The sequence below is a fragment of the Pseudoalteromonas caenipelagi genome (assembly GCF_013140855.1).
Taxonomy (GTDB): Bacteria; Pseudomonadota; Gammaproteobacteria; order Enterobacterales; family Alteromonadaceae; genus Pseudoalteromonas; species Pseudoalteromonas caenipelagi.
Genome location: NZ_JABBPG010000002.1, coordinates 331,309 through 349,009, shown reverse-complemented (window position 1 = coordinate 349,009; position 17,701 = coordinate 331,309). Strand labels below are relative to the sequence as shown.

At 39.7% G+C, this 17,701-nt stretch carries 14 protein-coding genes; 9 read left to right on the top strand and 5 right to left on the bottom strand.

The annotated features are described in order from the left end of the window. Positions 1 to 76 precede the first annotated feature (76 nt). Entirely contained in the window at positions 77 to 877 is an 801-nt protein-coding gene (locus tag HG263_RS06270; protein ID WP_171625220.1) for a thioesterase family protein, read from the top strand. Between the two features lie 92 nt (positions 878 to 969). Here the strand turns inward: HG263_RS06270 and HG263_RS06265 are convergent, their stop codons facing one another. After that, entirely contained in the window at positions 970 to 1,746 is a 777-nt protein-coding gene (locus HG263_RS06265; protein WP_343043960.1) for a substrate-binding periplasmic protein, read from the bottom strand. A 250-nt stretch (positions 1,747 to 1,996) separates the two neighbouring features. On the opposite strand from HG263_RS06265, the gene HG263_RS06260 reads away from it, so the two are divergent. The 3 genes from HG263_RS06260 to HG263_RS06250 are packed head-to-tail and all read left to right on the top strand — an operon-like array spanning position 1,997 to position 5,477. Then, the gene (locus tag HG263_RS06260) at positions 1,997 to 3,205 is read left to right on the top strand and encodes a PqiA/YebS family transporter subunit (protein WP_171625219.1); all 1,209 of its coding nucleotides are present in this window, start codon (positions 1,997 to 1,999) and stop codon (positions 3,203 to 3,205) included. Further along, positions 3,198 to 4,853, top strand: a complete 1,656-nt coding sequence (gene pqiB, locus HG263_RS06255; RefSeq protein ID WP_171625218.1) for an intermembrane transport protein PqiB — start codon at positions 3,198 to 3,200, stop codon at positions 4,851 to 4,853. Before HG263_RS06260 ends, pqiB begins: the two co-directional genes overlap by 8 nt. Beyond that, a complete protein-coding gene (locus tag HG263_RS06250; protein WP_171625217.1) occupies positions 4,854 to 5,477 on the top strand; it encodes a PqiC family protein in 624 nt (207 codons plus the stop codon). It begins immediately after the preceding gene. Here the strand turns inward: HG263_RS06250 and HG263_RS06245 are convergent. Further along, the gene (locus tag HG263_RS06245; RefSeq protein ID WP_171625216.1) at positions 5,443 to 5,949 is read right to left on the bottom strand and encodes a GNAT family N-acetyltransferase; all 507 of its coding nucleotides are present in this window, start codon (positions 5,947 to 5,949) and stop codon (positions 5,443 to 5,445) included. The genes HG263_RS06250 and HG263_RS06245 overlap by 35 nt on opposite strands. Before the next feature lie 60 nt (positions 5,950 to 6,009). Next, positions 6,010 to 8,892 carry an insulinase family protein gene (locus tag HG263_RS06240; RefSeq protein ID WP_171625215.1) on the bottom strand — a complete coding sequence of 961 codons (2,883 nt, stop codon included), beginning with the start codon at positions 8,890 to 8,892 and terminating at the stop codon, positions 6,010 to 6,012. A gap of 113 nt (positions 8,893 to 9,005) precedes the next feature. Here HG263_RS06240 and HG263_RS06235 point away from each other — a divergent pair, with 113 nt between their 5' ends. The 3 genes from HG263_RS06235 (at position 9,006) to ushA (ending at position 11,370) form a co-directional block, all read left to right on the top strand. Continuing rightward, positions 9,006 to 9,431: an MAPEG family protein gene (locus tag HG263_RS06235; protein WP_171625214.1), complete on the top strand. Its 426-nt coding sequence runs from the start codon at positions 9,006 to 9,008 to the stop codon at positions 9,429 to 9,431. A gap of 100 nt (positions 9,432 to 9,531) precedes the next feature. After that, positions 9,532 to 9,717, top strand: a complete 186-nt coding sequence (locus HG263_RS06230; protein ID WP_171625213.1) for a hypothetical protein — start codon at positions 9,532 to 9,534, stop codon at positions 9,715 to 9,717. Between the two features lie 72 nt (positions 9,718 to 9,789). Beyond that, positions 9,790 to 11,370 (top strand): bifunctional UDP-sugar hydrolase/5'-nucleotidase UshA, encoded by a 1,581-nt coding sequence (ushA, locus tag HG263_RS06225; RefSeq protein WP_171625212.1) that lies wholly within the window; start codon positions 9,790 to 9,792, stop codon positions 11,368 to 11,370. Between the two features lie 133 nt (positions 11,371 to 11,503). On the opposite strand, the gene HG263_RS06220 is transcribed toward ushA, so the two are convergent. Both HG263_RS06220 and HG263_RS06215 read right to left on the bottom strand, forming a co-directional pair. Continuing rightward, positions 11,504 to 12,430 carry a hypothetical protein gene (locus HG263_RS06220; RefSeq protein ID WP_171625211.1) on the bottom strand — a complete coding sequence of 309 codons (927 nt, stop codon included), beginning with the start codon at positions 12,428 to 12,430 and terminating at the stop codon, positions 11,504 to 11,506. Continuing rightward, positions 12,420 to 13,085, bottom strand: a complete 666-nt coding sequence (locus HG263_RS06215; protein ID WP_216628373.1) for a PhnD/SsuA/transferrin family substrate-binding protein — start codon at positions 13,083 to 13,085, stop codon at positions 12,420 to 12,422. The genes HG263_RS06220 and HG263_RS06215 overlap by 11 nt, the downstream gene beginning before the upstream one ends. A gap of 454 nt (positions 13,086 to 13,539) precedes the next feature. Between HG263_RS06215 and HG263_RS06210 the strand changes: the two genes are divergently transcribed. Both HG263_RS06210 and HG263_RS06205 read left to right on the top strand, forming a co-directional pair. Further along, entirely contained in the window at positions 13,540 to 14,400 is an 861-nt protein-coding gene (locus HG263_RS06210) for a S1/P1 nuclease (protein WP_171625210.1), read from the top strand. A gap of 29 nt (positions 14,401 to 14,429) precedes the next feature. Then, entirely contained in the window at positions 14,430 to 17,531 is a 3,102-nt protein-coding gene (locus tag HG263_RS06205; RefSeq protein ID WP_171625209.1) for a TonB-dependent receptor, read from the top strand. Positions 17,532 to 17,701: the final 170 nt, after the last annotated feature.

Below are 17,701 nucleotides of genomic sequence, written 5' to 3'. Positions count from 1 at the left end.
GACAACAAAACGGCAATTGACATGCTGGTTCGACCAGTTATGCTAAGCAAAATAATAAATCATTTTAGGTAATTCCATGACATTCGATCAGCTCATCAATAATCCAGCATTGGCTAATAACGATAGTCAGCTAAGTTTTCCACAAGAATGGTGTCAAGGTCGCACTGCATTCGGGGGCTTATCAACCGCTTTTATGCTTAAAAGCATGTTTTATAGATTAACCGATGATCGTCGCTTATTATCTTTAAGTACTAACTTCGTGGGGCCACTTATGGCTGGCGAACCTTTTCAAATCAATACTCAGGTTTTGCGTAGTGGTAAAAATGCCACACAAATGCTCAGCACACTAATGCAAGGGGATAAGGTGTGCCTTATTGCACAAGGATGCTTTGCTAAAGATAGAGACTCTAGTATCGAAGTGCCCAGTGCGGATAAATGCACATTAGGCCCAGTTCAAGAAGCACATATATTACCCTATCAAGAAGGGGTAATGCCGGCATTTTTTCAGCATGTTGCACTAAATGCTCAACAAGGCGCCTTGCCTTTTAGTAATGCCAAAAGTTCAAATTTAGGCGGTTGGATGAAATTTAAAGCTGAACCAGAACATCAGCTTAACACACTTCATTTACTAGCCTTAGCAGATGCTTGGCCATCGACCCTACTACAAATGTGTCGTGCACCGTCGCCGGCTAGCAGTATGTCTTGGTACATCGAGTTTCTAAGCGATATTAACTTACCGAAAGACGCTTGGCTTGGGTTTGAGGCAATCACACATCACAGTGCAAAAGGCTACGGAGTTGAAGATGCCAACATTTATGGCCCTCAAAGACAGCTACTTGCACTAAGTCGCCAGACTGTCGCAGTATTCGACAGCTAAACTGCTACTTTATATACCTCTCATCGTTACAGTATAAGAGCAGTCGTTATGCAACCGCTTAGCTCTAAACAATCCAAGACTACAGTGCTAATTTACTTCACCGTAGTCTTGTTTAACTTCTTTGCATACTCTATCCCGTCAAACTGCAAAATAGTATGATATTGCCCAGTTTTAACAATTTGATCTAAGCCATTGTTAAAAGTATCTCTCAATTTTTCATCCTTGAAGAAACTAGGCCGTGGAGCCTCTGAAAAGATTGCATGCACCTTAAACGGCTGAAGCTCATTGTTTTTAGCGTACTTGTTTAGCAAATATAAAAATACACGCCTCTCAAGAATAATAACATCAACCCATCCTTTCATAAGGTTATTTATCTGAGCTTCCTGATTTGTAACTTCCTCGTATGACTGCAACTGCCCAACAACTAACTTATATGGTGCCTGTAAGTAAGCTATAGCATGTTGAAATGCTAAGACACTTTTGCCTCGCAAATCATATATTGAGCTAATAGAGAAGTTATTGGCACTTAGAGATACAGCCACGTTTTGATACTTAACTAGGCTGTTACTTTTGTATACTTTAGAGTGATTGTGTACCGGAAAATTAAGAGCAACGTCTACTTTACCTAACAGCAGCTCTTGTTCTGCCCTTAAATTGGACATGTACCTTACTTCGATATTACTTAGACCTTGTTGCTTAAACGCAGCTTTGAGAATTTCTAATTGAATACCACTGTCATTTGTTGGAATAACATAAGGGGGCAAATGAGCATTAGCTGCGACGATGACTTTTGTGCTAACCTCTTCAGCATTGCTGATGTTTGAGCATAACATCAGACATAATGCGCACAATGCCAATATCCACCTCACGATTTCTCCTTGCTGATCGGCAGCGATAATTCCCGCTAAATTTATTAATAATAAGAGTAGCTCAAAAACATGAACTAACACCTAAAGCCTGCAGAAATTGGTGGTCTGCTAGCCTTATGAGCACCAAAAAAGTTGCTCAGTTTTATATCCAAGTGGCTGCTCAGTCATTATAAATGTAGATAGCAAATATTTGCACTTAACAGGTTATTCCCGCACACTTAATTAAAATTAAGGGTTTAAGACTACTATTGTGATCGTTGCATGCAAACACTGTGACAAATTAATTAATGTTGGGCAATTAGGGCTTCAGCAACGTGCTATCTGTCCGGTTTGTCATGCACACCTATTAAATTGCAAAAGTGAGCAACAGCAATGGTTGAATGCCTTTAGCATCGCTTCTTTATTATTTTTATTCTCAAGTTTATACCCCCCATTCATATCATTTTCTCAACGCGGTTTGAGTCAACAAATGAGCCTGTGGGACGCAGTAATATTGCTAAGTGAAAAATACAGTACAGCCCTTGCTTTAATGTTTATCTTTACCATTTTGATAATGCCATTGGTGGTTTGTTTTTTAGTATTGATAACCAACAGCACCTTGTGGAGTAGACTAAACCCTCACAATGCTCGATGGATAGCAAAAGCGTTGAGCTATATTATGCCTCTCAACTTGGCGGATATTTTTCTTGTTGCTGTGTTAGTCAGCACTTTTAAGCTGATGTCTTATGCCGAACTATCGATGGGATATGGTTTTTGGGCTTATGTGTTGTTTGTATTTTGTTTCGTCGAATTACTCACATTAATAGACGCCAGTACTCTGTGGCAGCGACAGCAAAAACAATTTGAGCCCAAACCATTGTTGTGCGGTCAAAGTGCGCTATCTCAATCATTAAAGCAATGCGGGGTCTGCGGTCAACTCACATCTCAAAGCCACTGCCCACGTTGTTATGCGAAAACATTTTTTAGAAAGCCCCATACAACATCAAGAGCGTTTGCTTGGATGCTCACTTCACTGGTTTTAATGGTGCCAGCAAATATGCTGCCCATAATGAATACCATTAACCTTGGGCAAAATACCTTTGCGACTATATTTTCTGGCATTGTTATTATGTGGCAAGACGGCTCTTACCCAATCGCTATTATTATTTTTGTCGCCAGCATTTGCATCCCTCTATTTAAAGCTGGAGCACTATTTTATCTGCTCTTTGAGGCACAAATGTGTAAAAATCCCAAACGAGCCAGTCAGTTATACCGATGGCTTGAATGGATGGGAAAGTGGTCGATGATCGATGTATTTGTCGTTATTATATTAGTATCTTTGGTGCAACTGGGCTCAGTATTAACGGTAGAACCACAAATTGGCATCGTGTTTTTCGCCACAATGGTGTTGTGCCAAATGATGGCCGTACATAGCTTCGATCCACGTATTTTATGGGACAAATTAAAAACTAATGAATGACCATGCTTATATAGAATCCAAGCCTAAATTTTCAGTGATTTGGTTCGTTCCCATCATCGCTTTGTTTGTAACTGCGTGGATGCTTTACCAACATCAACTCAACCAAGGTCACACGATTTTTATAAAAATGACCAACGCAGATGGCATAGTCGCGGGTAAAACAGAAGTACGAGTGCGCAGTGTTAAAATTGGTACTATCCAATCACTGCGTCTACAAATCGACCAAAACGCCGTGATTGCAAAAGTACAAATCGACAATATGTACGCTTCTTTGCTCACAGATGATGCAAAAATTTGGGTCGTAAAGCCTCGTATAGATGAGTCTGGGATATCAGGTATGAATACGCTACTTTCTGGTGTGTATCTAGAGCTTGAACCTGGTAGCAGCAAAATTAAATCTTCTTTATTTACCTTACAAGACGAGCCAGCCCTGATCGGCACAGATATTAAAGGAAAACGATTCAAACTCAAATCGCGTCATGCTGAGGTATTGGACGTTGGGACTGGCATTTACTTTAGAAACTTCAAAGTTGGTCAAATAGAATCAGCCAACTTCAATACCGATAATTTGGCGATGGAATATGGTATTTTTGTTTTCTCTCCATACGATGAATTGATTTCCAATAACATGATCTTTTGGGTGTCCTCAGGTGTGTCTGTTAACTTATCAACCGAAGGTATCCAAGTTTCAACAGGTAGTCTTTCTAAGTTGATCAAAGGAGGGATTTCCGCAGACTACCCTCCTAATCAAGAGCCAAATGCAGAAGCAATTCAAAATACAGGCTTTACACTTCATGAAAACTTTTCAGTCGCGCTTGAACAACGTTTTGATGATTTTGATTTTTTCCTTATCGAATTTGAACAATCTGTTAGAGGGCTTAGCACTGGTGCACCAGTAGAATACAGGGGTATGCGTATTGGTACTGTTGAGCAAGCACCAGCTCAGTTGCAGCATGATGGCCAACCTCTTTATTTTCAACAAGGTAGTACTTCTATACCGGTTCTTATCCGTATCGAATACGGTCGGATCTTTGAAAATAGTCAGCTTGCCAGAGAATATTGGCAAAAAAATATAGAAAAATGGATTAGAAATGGATTGAGAGCATCGCTAAAAAGTGGCAATATGTTAACAGGTGCGGTTTATATAGAGTTAGACTTCTACCCTGAAGCACCACAGGCCAGTGTGACAACAGCCTTGCTATACCCGACACTACCTAGTGTCTCAAGCGGCTTTACAGCACTGTCTGAGCAGGTTACTAAATTGTTAAACAAAATTAACAGCCTGCCACTAAATAATACATTGATACAACTTGACGGAACGTTGGAACAATATAGGCAAATGGCAATGGAAATGAATCAATTAGTTAGCTCTTTTAACCAAAGCGGTACGGCAAATAAAGTGAACGAAAACTTAGATGATATCAGCACAACGCTGACACAGCTTACCTCTAGCTTAAAACAATTTGAAAAAACCCTAACACATTACCAGCAGGACTCTTCTATGGTGGAACAATTGACCGACACCCTAGAAGAACTCGAAAGTTTGTCGAATACGTTAAAGCCTTTTGCTAAAAGTTTGAACGAACAACCAAATATGCTTATTTTTAATAAAAGCAATATTGCTGATCCAGAGCCTAGGAAAAAATAAATGCGTATTATTGGGGGTTGTTTAATCGCTTTGCTTCTTGTAGCTTGCAGCACAGCAAGCCACAATGAGAACAATTACTACACGTTTTCTATTCCACTTGCGCAAAAACACAGTAGCCAAGCTAAAGACAGTAACTTGGTTCTTATGCTTGACCAAGTGAAAGTTGTAGGCGTGGGTGATCAACAAGGCATAGTGCAACTACTGGAACAAAATAGAGTCTCTGTAGCGCAAAGCCACTTTTGGGCTGAACACCCCCGCTATATGCTTAGTAAAACGCTGTTAACCACACTACAGAACGACTTACCACAGTGGCACGTTATGAACGCCAATGCCCCAGCACCAATACTAACTCCTTTAGTGGTCAGTGTTGAGGTGAGTGATCTAGCAGGCCATTATCAAAGTGGTGCACTTATTAGTGGTCACTGGTTTATCTATCAACAAACAGAGCAAGGTAGAGAGTTACTTACTTACAAGCCATTCAGCCTCTCTACTGAGCTAAATGATAATGGCTTTACTGCGTTAGTTGAAGCGCTGCAAATGTCCTGGCTAAATTTAGCGCAGCAAATTGTGTTAGAACTCAATCAATATACTAAAAGTCCAAACGATAAAGATTCGATTCTTTAAGAGACGGATCCAACACTACTTTGGACTGATACATTAACCCAACAGCATTGAGAAGTTTAATACTTGGTTGATTATCTGGTGATGTAATGGCCAAAATTGAACTGAGCTCAAGCTTATCTTTGGCAAAGTTGAGTAACGATGAAATAGCTTCTCGTGCGTAACCTTGCCCCGTAAACTCATCAAGAAACGCGTAACCAATATCAGGCACATTGAAAATTGGTCGCTGATAGAAACCTGCTATCCCGATCGCAGTGCCATCTTTAAGCGTTACAATGTAGGGCGCTTTTTCACCTAATTCATAAGCGTCAAAAAACGCCCCTTTAATATAATTACACGCATCTTCCATTGAACGGATCTGCTTATCCGCTATATTGTCTATAAAACTACGTTGATTGAGTAAAGTAAAAATAAAGTCGCTGTCATTTAGCGTTGCCTTGCGAATATATAACCTTGGAGTTGTCAGTATGCTCATCTATCAGCCTTATTTTATTAGACCCAGCATGCACATAACGAGTACATGCTGGTCTTTTATTTATTTTTGGAATGTAATACGTTGATAAAAGTCCTTAACTGACGAAAGCCTCATTTGATTTGGTAGCTGAGCAAAGGGTTTGTCTTTAAACTTTTGACCGCGCATTTGTACGTTCAACCTAGCCGCCTTAGCATTGAGCATCGTTTGGCGGTAATAGTTTTGTACATCCGCTAAAGTAAGCGTCTCAAGCCCAGCTATCAGCAGCTCTTTAGAGTCAAAATTAAAGTTTTCCTTATACCAATCGTTAATTAGGGGGGTTATTTCGTCACCCAGATTTTTTGGCGTTTCTTTTAACGATACCATGACAGCATTTTTCAATTGTAAAAATGATTCATTCGATAATTCGTCTAGCACCTTTGCGTACTGTTGCTTATAGTCATCAAAACGCGCTTGTATAGCCTGAACATCCTTTACTGGCGTTTGAATATAAATTCCAATTCCAGAATAATCACCGATGGTCGCTGTGGTAGCGCCGACCATATACGCTAGCTGTTCTTCTGTGCGTAACGTTTCAAATATATGATTCCTTAAATGTCTGGCCAGCACACTCGCTGCAGCTTTTTGTGCAAACCCTGGTATAGGATGTACAGCTACATCTATCACAGCAGCATCAGCTAATTCGGTGTCTTCTTGCAATACATAAGTCTCACCTTCTTTTGGAAGCCAATATTGTACTTTTGCGTACTCGGTTAGCTTTTTCCTTTTTGGTAAAGCTTGCCTAACAGCAGTTGCGATACCGAGTAAGTCGCCTTGATTGTAGTTGCCAAAAGCAAATACTCTGATCTGATTATGAGTTAACAACTGTTCTTGAATTGCATAAAACTCTTTCAACGACATCTTTTGTGCTGAATCAATTAAGGAATTCGGATCATAGTTACCTGATTTAACTAACTTACTATATTTGCCAAATACTTGATGCATTGGTAATTGTTGCCCTTGGTTGATAACAGCACGGCGATATCTATCAACAGCTTGCTGAAACTCGACCTCGCTAACTTCAACTCTTAAACCATTCAGCGCTTGTGCAAGCAACAAAGGTTGTTTGTCTGTGAAGCCTGAAACGTTGAGCACTAAACCCACATTTTGCAACAAATTTAGGCTCATCCCACCGATAACCGCTTCTGTTTGCAGTTTACTTTGCGCAATAGCAAACAGATCGGTCCAAAGTGAGTACGCAACTTTTGTGTTTATATCTGAAATGACATCTGGGGCATTTATATAGATGTCTAAACTACCTTTAGGTTGATGTGTGAAACGCTCACTAGGCGCATGCCAAATAGAGAGCCCTGATTCGTCATATACTTTTTGTACACCTTTTTGCGCCTGCTCCGGGTTAGTCTTGATAGCAAAGCTTTCGGGTAATAACTTGTTTACGCTTGGTAATTGCAACGCAAATTGACTAGGTGATTGCCAACTGACAATTTCTTCTGCAGGTATACCTGTTATTTTGTATTCACCATCGTAGAACTGTAGCTCGCTATCTGCCGGTTCATCTTTGCCAATATACCAAACACGTAAATGCTCACTACTAAGCTGTGTGAGCACTTTTTCAATTGCGCTTTTATCAAATTTTGAGTAGTAATATGGCGCATTAATGACATTTTTTATTGGATAGTCTTGCATGCGCGCTGCTAAGTTACTGACGTATCCAAATTCATCCCCTTTTTCTAAAAACAAAAATTGATTATTTAAGGATGTACGAATTTCATCGAAGTATTTGCTATCAATCCCTTCTCGTTTTATTAAATCGATATATTGCATAACCGTTGCAACAATAAGCTCTCTGTTTTTTAACCCCTTATCAGTTAAGTCTATATCGACTAGTAGACTCCCATAATTTCCATATATGTTTGGCGAAGCGTGTGCTGTAAGCTGCGAAATTAACCCTTGTTCTTTCAATACTTGTGCTGGGCTACCTTGCATTTCGTTGCTTAGCAAATAGGTAATAAAGTAATTTGGTTTTAAAGCAAATTGGTGTTGATTATTCTCTATTGTAAAATCAAGCTTTAACTGTTTAACATCTTCATTTGATTTGTAGTGGACCCGTTTTTTGGCGAGTTTTGAAAAATCTATTTTTGCTTTTATTTTAGGCTTCTCAATATTTTTGTTTTCTATTGTCGCAAAATGCTTCTTTGCCTTATTTGCCATCTGCGCAATTGATTCGTTTGAAATCATTGCTACTTTCATTATGTTAGCGCTGTAATACTTTTTATAAAATGCAACTGTTTCCTTATGCAAATTACTATTAGGTTTATCACTTAGTGTTTGAGTATTACCAATCATAAAGCGGTTGGCAGGATGTCCACCTAGCATTTTTCTCGCTAGTCTAAATTGGCCAGAATAGTCGGACTCTTTTCTCATCGACCACTCTGCGTTTACAGCATTTTTTTCTTTATCTGCATATTGGGGATATAACATAGGGCCTTTGAAGAAATCAGAAAAACGTTCTAACGCCTCGTCATACGCATCATTATTCACTTTAAACATATAGTTTGTGATGTTTGTCCAAGTGTAAGCATTGTGCATACCACCATTTTCACTCATGAAATCCGAATAACCATTGGTATCTGGAAAGCGCTCAGTCCCTAAAAACAGCATATGTTCAAGATAATGCGCTAAGCCTTGCTGTGTAATTGGGTCTTGCAAAAAACCTACACCAACACTCAACGCCGCAGCTGACTTTTCAACACTTGGATCAGAAACTAAAATAACCTCAATACCGTTATCTAACGTCATTGTAAGATAGTTTCGATTATCATTTGGGCTGGCAACAAGTTTTTCGCTTACAAGTGAAATTGCACCGAGATTAGCATTTCTATCAGCACTGGTACATGCTGTTCCAAACAGCAAACTTAATACACTTATTATTAATAGCTTTTTCATTATTATTCCAATTGAAATTTGCTTATTAGGTACAATCATCTTTACTATAAGTAAAATTTGCAACCTTTATCATATTTTGATTGTAACACTCTGTAAACCTAGGACAATATACTATGCATATCACCCCCAACCTACTCGTTATTATCGCTATGTTCGTTCAAACTATGCTAACTTTTGCGGTAATGATCATTATGGGTAGAAGACGTTTTGCTGCCGCTCGCCACGGCCAACTTAAAAAAGATGACTTTAAAACAATGCAACTTAGCCATGCACCAGAGCCTGTATTGTTAGCAAGCAGGAACTTCGAAAATCAATTTGAAATTCCAGTACTATTCTTTGTTGTCAGTTTACTCGCCTTACAGCTAAATAATACTGGATGGATATTTGCTGTGTGTGCCATTTTGTTTGCTTTTTCACGGATCCTTCATAGCTTTGCGCATATCACTGGTAATCATGTAATGACACGTTTTAGACTATTTTTAGTCGGTTGTGGCCTGCTTTTTGCTCAGTGGATTACGCTACTGGTTACATTTATATAACCAAATGACATTAAAAAGGTTAGTTATGTAACATTTTAATCTTTCATTAACCGTACATTTTGCTAGCATGTATCGCCAATAAACATAGGGGACACAAACAATGAATAACGAAATGCCAATATGTGATTTTGGACTACATGCAGGGGAACCGTATACTAAATTGCCTGCTAGTTTTTTAAATTGGATGGTCGAAATAAACCACGATAAGTCGCAATTTGCCAAAAAAGAACTCCTTCGCCGTGAAGATGCGGTGCTTTCGGCATGTAACAACACTAAAAATTCATAATTTTACCTATTTCTCTTTAGAGTTTTTAGTTTAAAATAGGCGCATAGTTAGTTTTACCTATGTATGGTCTATATGCGCATTATTTTTACGGTACTTTTTTGTACCCTGCTTTCATCTTGTCAGCTTACACCTTCTAATTCACCCCATTATCTAACCGTGTTACACACCAATGACAACCATGGTCGCTTTTGGCACAACGAAAAAGGCGAATATGGGATGGCAGCACGTAAAACTTTAATCGACAGACTCCGCTCAGAAGCTCAACAGCAAGGACATGTGGTATTACTGCTATCGGGTGGCGACATCAACACCGGTATTCCAGAATCTGACTTGCAGTTTGCGGAGCCAGATTTTAAAGGTATGAGTTTACTTGGCTATGATGCAATGGCAATTGGTAATCATGAGTTTGACAACCCATTAGCTGTTCTAGATAAACAGCAAGCTTGGGCAAATTTCCCACTGCTATCAGCTAATATCTTCCATGAGAAAGACAACAGCCATGCGTATCAACCCTACACGATAATCAACAAACAAGGTCTTTCAATTGCGGTGATCGGTTTAACAACGACAGATACAGCTAAAATTGCAAATCCAGAGTATTTGGGAGACCTTGTCTTTGCAGAACCCACAAAAATCTTACCCTCAGTTGTTGAGTCTATCAAAGCGACTTACGCTGTTGATGTTGTAATAGCTGTAACACATATGGGCCATTATCATGATGCCAACTTCGGTATCAACGCGCCTGGCGATGTTACACTTGCAAGAACTATCGCCCCCAATACCATTGACATGATCATCGGTGGTCACTCGCAAGAACCAGTGTGCGTTGACGAGCAAGGAAATGAAGATACACAATTTTCGCCAGGCAAAGCATGTAAACCAGATCAACAAAATGGTGTATGGATCATGCAAGCACATGAATGGGGGAAGTATGTTGGTAAGGCAGAGTTTAAAATAGAGAACGGTAAAAAATCTTTGTTAAGCTATGAACTCATTCCAGTTAATTTAAAAGACCAAAATGGTGAATACGTAAATGAGTATATTCAGCCAGACCAGAAACTCGTTGATTTCTTAGCACCCTATCAGACATATGGCGAGCAAAAGCTAAAAGGTAGTGTTGGCTATGTAGACAGCTACCTTGATGGAAAGCGCTCAACGGTACGCTTTAAACAGAGCAAATTAGGTACTTTGATTATAAAAGCACAAATGGAAGCTGTTAACGCTGATTTTGGTTTGATCAGTGGTGGTGGCATTCGCCACAGTATTGAAGCCGGTGACGTAAGCTATAAAGATATATTGAAGGTACACCCTTTTAAAAATCGTATAACTGCAATGAATTGGAAAGGCTCTGACCTATACGACTATTTAAACACCGTTGCACGCTTCCCACCAGATTCAGGTGCTTACATGCAATATTATGGCCTTTCGTTTGATTTCATCGACGGCAAGATTAGCAATGTGACGATAAACAATAAGCCATTAGATAAAAATGCGAGCTATCGAATGAGTATTAATAGTTACAATGCAGCCGGTGGAGATGGCTACCCCAATCTGACAAGCTTAGTAGGATTTGAACCAACAAATGCAACGGATGCACAAGCTCTGAAAGATTATTTGCAAAAGCACTCGCCCATTAAAGTAGGATTACTATAATTTTAAAAGAGGCCATTGTGCCTCTTTTTATGTTTATATCCAATATCCACCTGTTTTAGATACAAGCAAAGCTTAGTAAGCTTTTAATTACTCATTATGAGAGGGGCTATCAATAATATTGAGATAATGAATGTTACCGTCCAATCACGTGCACGTCTTCAAAGCAAATATTTGATAACCCATAACTATGCAATTTAGAGCGAGAGCCCTCTCCATAAGCTTTTGGAGGGTAGTACTTTGACTTCAATTCTGGATGCTCTGTAAATACTTCATCTAACGCAGCACGGATCTCGCTTAGTGTCTTCTCTAAGCTATTTGAGAAGTTAGGCTTCTTTCTAACGGTATGACCAAGCACAGTCAAACGCTCAAAGTACCTGTTTGCAATGGCTATCAACTCTTCAGGTACATCTTTATTTGGATTAAGTACAATCTCTGAATTGCCATCACAAAACTCTACCAACGCAATATAAAAGCACAGTGGTTTATTTGCCAACTGAATGTGTTGCTCCTGATTTGAACTTAAGTAGATACACTTAGTATTCAAATCAAGTACTAATTTTGGCTTTTCAGCTTCAGGCTTCGTTGTCAGTGCTACTTTACTTTGAAAATTAAAAGTATAGGCCCTAAGATACATACCCCACGCTACAAATGCTAACAAAACCGGGATACAGTAACTGATAGCATCATGTGCTCTATTAACACGATAAGTAATGGCTGTTTTTTTATGAGCAGCCTCAAGAATTAGCTTATCTTTTACAGCGCTATTTTGCTGTGGTTCTGCACTGCTAATATCCAGTAAAACAACACGCGAATTGCTGGCTTTGAGCAGGTCGTTTATTTCATCAATATACTTCGTAACTTTTTGCTGATCGCCACTGTAATTGAATAACGGCTCCGCAATAGGTAACATTTCTAAATCTAATGCGACGCGCGTTGCTAGCTGACTTAAGTCATATTTTGCATCACGCTCAACGATATTACTTTGAGACCAGAAAAATAATATCAAAAACAATGCAACAAATAATGTTAAGCTAATGAACATCTGCAGTTTAGTTTTCACTTTCATCACCCCCAATAAACTTGTAAGGTGCACTATCACATTGCCAGTAATGTCTTAGCTTGTTGAAATAGCTCGACTGAACATCATTCACCACATCACTTATTGAAACTTGCAATGCACAAGCCAAGTCAGTATTTTCGTCGGCCATTTTTATATACCATTTACTGCCACTCACATTATCTGCAATTGCCGTGATGTAATTTTTAGAAAATCTTTGTTGATCTTGTTCTTGCCAATAAGACGCAATGATATCCACTTCGCCTTTAGAAAGCAGCTCTCGCAATGCGCTATGAGAACTGGCATACACAATTTGTAAAGCCGACAAGTCAATGTCTAGCTGCTTAAAAACTTGCTTAGGTAAAATATGCGCAGAACGGCTTGTGGGGTAGTCAACCAAGCCAATTGTTTTATCCAAAAAGTAAGCTTTGTTTATTCGAGGCTTCTCACGTGCAGAAATAAAAAACGCGGTATAACTTGGATAACCGATCAGAGGCATATAATTTTGTGTAGACTCTGCCATCATCGCTTCCATAACATTGTCTTTGCTTAAAATCACATCCGCTATCCCTTTTGCTAAGAACTCAATCTGCTCCGCAAGACTTCCACCCCAATATATTTCAATGGAACCATATTGCTTTGCTATAACTCGGTTCATACAAAGAGATTGCTCTAATTTTGCAGCAAGACTTTTTACAGGAACGTGCACTCTAAACACTGCCAAACTGGATGAATCCGAGGTTTTACATGTATACGAATATGAGCCCACTGGTGAAAGCTTATTTAATTCGCTGTTAACAAGCATGCTCGGCAAAAACCAGTTAGCGACTAATAAGAGTAATAGCACCACAAGAAACGTATATTTTTTATTCAGAATGAAGATTTTGTTCAAAACTTAAATATTCTTAGCTTACAGACAACGCCATTACAACAAGTTCTCTTACTTATTACAATAGGTAATTTTACTTATAGCCAGTAACTACTTGTAAATTAAACTTTATTAACAAGAAATTATGAATACCTTTGACTCCTTTTGTTTTCTTGAAAAACACGGACAATTGACCTTATTGAAATAGCGAATTTTTATCGCATTCTGCTCAGAGTAAAAAGACATGTTAACGAAAAAATTATCTCTTTTAGTAATCGCAGCAGCGGTTGTAACTTCATCGCAAGCCATGGCTTGGGGCGCAAATGGTCATCGCATCGTTGGCGAGTTAGCATCTCAACATCTTACCCCTAACACCCAAAAAGCATTAACTCCCTTATTGGAAGGTGAATCCCTCGCACAAGTTTCAACGTGGGCTGATGAAATGCGCTCGGACAGCAGTACATTTTGGAGAAAAAAGTCGTCAAAGTGGCATTACATCAATGTATCAGATGCTGAGAACATGGATAAACATGTTCATCACAATGTATCTTCCAAAGAACAGGTAAAGAATATTCTCGACGGCATCTATTATGGCATCAATGTACTGAAGTCTGATAAATCTTCTGTCGACGAAAAGCGCTTTGCTCTTCGCTTCTTAGTTCACCTTGTCGGCGACAGTCATCAACCATTTCATGCTGGAAGGGCTGACGACCACGGTGGTAACAAAATTAAAGTGACGTTTTTTGGCGACAGCACAAACCTGCATAGTACTTGGGATACTCGTTTAATTGAGAGCGAGCGTTTATCTTACACTGAGTTTACAAATTTCATAAAAACATCAAATAACGCTATTATAGAAGACTATCTAAACAGCGAACCGGCAGACTGGTTACTTGAATCTCATTATATTTCTGAAAAAATTTATAACTTAAATGAAACTGACATAAGTTACGGGTACATTTACAAATATATGCCAACAGTTAAGACTCGCTTACAGCAAGGGGGCATTAGACTGGCTGGCTTATTAAATCAAATTTTTGATAAAAACGCGCAGCCACTCAAAGAAGCGCTCAAGACTTCTAAAACTGCGACATTAAATAACTAGTAAGTTCTAAAATTACGGGAAACAACATAATGAAAACTCTTTTGCGCAAAACTTCGCTATCGCTGGCGATTGCAGCTAGCTTAGCGGCAAGTGGTGCAGCATTTGCAAACGACACAGCGTCAAGCCTAAAAGGTCAAGTAGTTGGCCCTATGGGTAACCCTGCTGCAGGCACGAAAGTTACTATTATCCATACCCCTTCTGGCTCAGTTAAAACAGCTGTAGTTAACGAAAGTGGTGTTTTCTCAGCAAAAGGCTTGCGTGTCGGTGGTCCTTACCAAATTATTGTAGATTCAGACAAATTTGAAGATACGATGCTTGAAGATATTTACCTTACGTTAGGTAAAACCTATCCAGTATCTGTTCAGCTAAAGTCACAACAAAGTATTGAGCAAATCGTAGTTACGGGTCGCGCTGTCACTGCTCAAACGGGTGGAACAGGCCCTGCAACACATTTTTCTCTAGCAGATCTTCAAGATAAGCCAGCAATTAACCGTGATATCAAAGACATTGTACGTACCGACCCGCGAATTTATATTGACGAAAGTGACGCTGGTGCAATTCAATGTGCTGGTGGTAACCCTCGCTTCAACAGCTTAACTGTTGATGGCATGCGCATGAACGACAACTTCGGCCTCAATAGTAACGGTTATCCAACTGAACGTATCCCGTTTTCTTTTGACTCTATTGCTCAAGTTGCCGTTGAGCTAGCCCCATTTGATGTGCAATACGGCGGTTTTACGTCATGTAACATCAACGCGGTAACAAAGTCTGGTACTAACGACTTAACAGGTGGCGTGTTTTTCGACTACACCAACGATTCGCTCGTGGGTGACAAAATCGATGGTGAATCACAGCCGACTGGTAACTATAACGAAAAACGTTATGGCTATAACTTTGGCATGCCTCTGATCAAAGATACTTTATTCCTATTTACGAGCTATGAGAAGCTTGAAGGCTCGCAAATATTCGCATATACCCCATACGCAAATGGTAAGATCAGTAAAGCTTCGATTGATGAAATCACGGCGATTGCAAAGGATGTATATGGTTATGACGCTGGCTCTATGGTACCTAGCATGCCAGTTGAAGATGAAAAAATTCTTGTGAAACTGGATTGGAATATCAACGATGATCACAGAGCAAGCTTCGTATACAACTACAATGATGGTTTTTCACTAAATCAGTCGGACGCCGATTCAGACGAACTCGCATTATCAAATCACGTCTTTGAGCGTGGCGCTGAGCTGCAGTCTTTTGTAACATCTATATACTCTGATTGGAGCGATGTATTTACAACTGAAGTACGTCTTGGCTACTCTGAACTAGATAACCGTCAAATATCTTTAGATAGGGCGTCTGGATTCGGTGAATTCCAAGTCAATGTTGATGATGTAACTGTTTACATCGGGCCTGATGACTCGCGTCAAGCTAACAAATTGAAGTACGACAACCTATCTCTTAAGCTCGCAGGTACCTACTACCTTGACGACCATGAGCTTTATTTTGGCTACGAGCGTGAAGAACTGGATGTGTTCAATATGTTCGTTCAGCACAACGAAGGCGAATTCCGCTTTAATAGTATTGAAGATTTACGCAATGGCGCAGCAGCACGTGTGTATTACGGCAACGCGACATCTCATACACCTGAAGATGCTGCAGCTGAATTTAAATATGCATTAAACACTTTGTATTTCCAAGATAAGTTTGATTTGATTGACTATGACATCACAATCACAGCAGGCTTACGCTACGACTGGTATACGAGCAACGACGTGCCTGCAAACAACGCAAACTTTAAGAAGCGTTATGGTTTTTCTAACCAGCAGAACTTAGATGGCGTTGACTTGTTACAGCCGCGCTTAGGCATCAACTGGGTATTTAACGACCAGCTAGAGCTGCGCGGTGGTATCGGCCTGTATTCTGGTGGTAACCCGAACGTGTGGATCTCGAACAGCTACTCAAATGATGGTATTCGTAATATTCAGACTGATTTAAAAAATCTTCAACTGTTAGGGCCTGATGCAGTAGCTTTTGTTGATAACGGCAAACCAGGTTTCGCTATTCCTACAAACCTGTATAACACCGTGAGCTCTGGTGGCGTAGACGACAGTACAAACGTAACAGATCCTAACTTTGAAATTCCTTCGGAGTGGAAACTGTCGTTAGGTGCAACCTATGTAACTGAATCAGACTATGTATTTACAGCTGATTACCTTTACACAGACAAACAAGACTCTGCCCTTGTTAGAAACCTTGCACTCTCATCAAAAGAATCCGCACCTGATAGACGCCCTATCTACAACGATTCTGTACACCCTAGTGAATCTGACTTAATGCTAACGAACGTTCAAGGTGATGACGGCTATAGCCACGTATTATCATTTGGCATGAACAAGTCATATGATAATGGTATTGACCTTGCTCTGTCTTATGCTTACACAGTAGCAAAAGACGTGCACCCAATGGGTAGCTCAGTTGCTTTCTCTAACTTCCACGGCATTGCAACAGCTGATCCGCAAAATCCAGGTGTTTCTACTTCTGATTACGAAATACCACACCGTGCAACTATGTCACTGTCTTATAAAACTGAACTGTTTGATGGCTTAGATACTAAGTTCAGCTTATTCGGTCAAGCAAGTGTGACTAACCCTTATTCTTATACCTTCGCAGGTAAACGCAGTAGCTTGTTTGGTTATGCCGACAATAACCGCGACCTCTTATATGTACCGGACGTGGATGCTGTTAATGTTGTATACGGTGAAGACTTTGATAAATCAGCATTTGACGCTTGGGTAGAACGTGAAGGTTTGAAACGCGGTTATATTCAAGGTCGTAACTCACAAGAGGGTGAATGGTGGGTGACATTTGATTTAAAAGTTGAGCAAGAGTTTGGTGGCTTTGCAGAAGGTCACAAAGGCTCAGCGTTCTTCGTGATTAAAAACGTTGGCAATCTACTTAATGACGATTGGGGCACATTGAACAAAGGCAACTATATGCAAAATGCCGTGACAGCTTCAATCAACGATAACGGTCAATATGTATTTGAAAGGTTCAACAACCCATCGGGTACTGACTTTGAGATTAAGCCATCGCTATACGAAATCCGCTTTGGTGTTAAATATAACTTCTAAGCAGTAACTCCTATCGATTGATTTTAAAATACAGCAAACACGGTTAGCCCCTGAAAAGGTGCTAACCGTGTTTTGATGTAACTTTGGCGGTAGGAACACAAATTTTTGCTAAATGAGACTGAACACAGAGACAGCCATTTAGCTTTATTTACTTAAATTGAAACAACCTA

What these genes read in the sequence shown, in the direction of transcription:
- HG263_RS06230 (WP_171625213.1), top strand. Translation starts at nt 9,532, where the DNA reads ATGAATAACGAAATGCCAATATGTGATTTTGGACTACATGCAGGGGAA.
- HG263_RS06210 (WP_171625210.1), top strand. Translation starts at nt 13,540, where the DNA reads ATGTTAACGAAAAAATTATCTCTTTTAGTAATCGCAGCAGCGGTTGTA.
- ushA (WP_171625212.1), top strand. Translation starts at nt 9,790, where the DNA reads ATGCGCATTATTTTTACGGTACTTTTTTGTACCCTGCTTTCATCTTGT.
- HG263_RS06250 (WP_171625217.1), top strand. Translation starts at nt 4,854, where the DNA reads ATGCGTATTATTGGGGGTTGTTTAATCGCTTTGCTTCTTGTAGCTTGC.
- HG263_RS06245 (WP_171625216.1), bottom strand. Translation starts at nt 5,949, where the DNA reads ATGAGCATACTGACAACTCCAAGGTTATATATTCGCAAGGCAACGCTA.
- HG263_RS06235 (WP_171625214.1), top strand. Translation starts at nt 9,006, where the DNA reads ATGCATATCACCCCCAACCTACTCGTTATTATCGCTATGTTCGTTCAA.
- HG263_RS06270 (WP_171625220.1), top strand. Translation starts at nt 77, where the DNA reads ATGACATTCGATCAGCTCATCAATAATCCAGCATTGGCTAATAACGAT.
- HG263_RS06205 (WP_171625209.1), top strand. Translation starts at nt 14,430, where the DNA reads ATGAAAACTCTTTTGCGCAAAACTTCGCTATCGCTGGCGATTGCAGCT.
- HG263_RS06215 (WP_216628373.1), bottom strand. Translation starts at nt 13,085, where the DNA reads ATGAACCGAGTTATAGCAAAGCAATATGGTTCCATTGAAATATATTGG.
- pqiB (WP_171625218.1), top strand. Translation starts at nt 3,198, where the DNA reads ATGAATGACCATGCTTATATAGAATCCAAGCCTAAATTTTCAGTGATT.
- HG263_RS06240 (WP_171625215.1), bottom strand. Translation starts at nt 8,892, where the DNA reads ATGAAAAAGCTATTAATAATAAGTGTATTAAGTTTGCTGTTTGGAACA.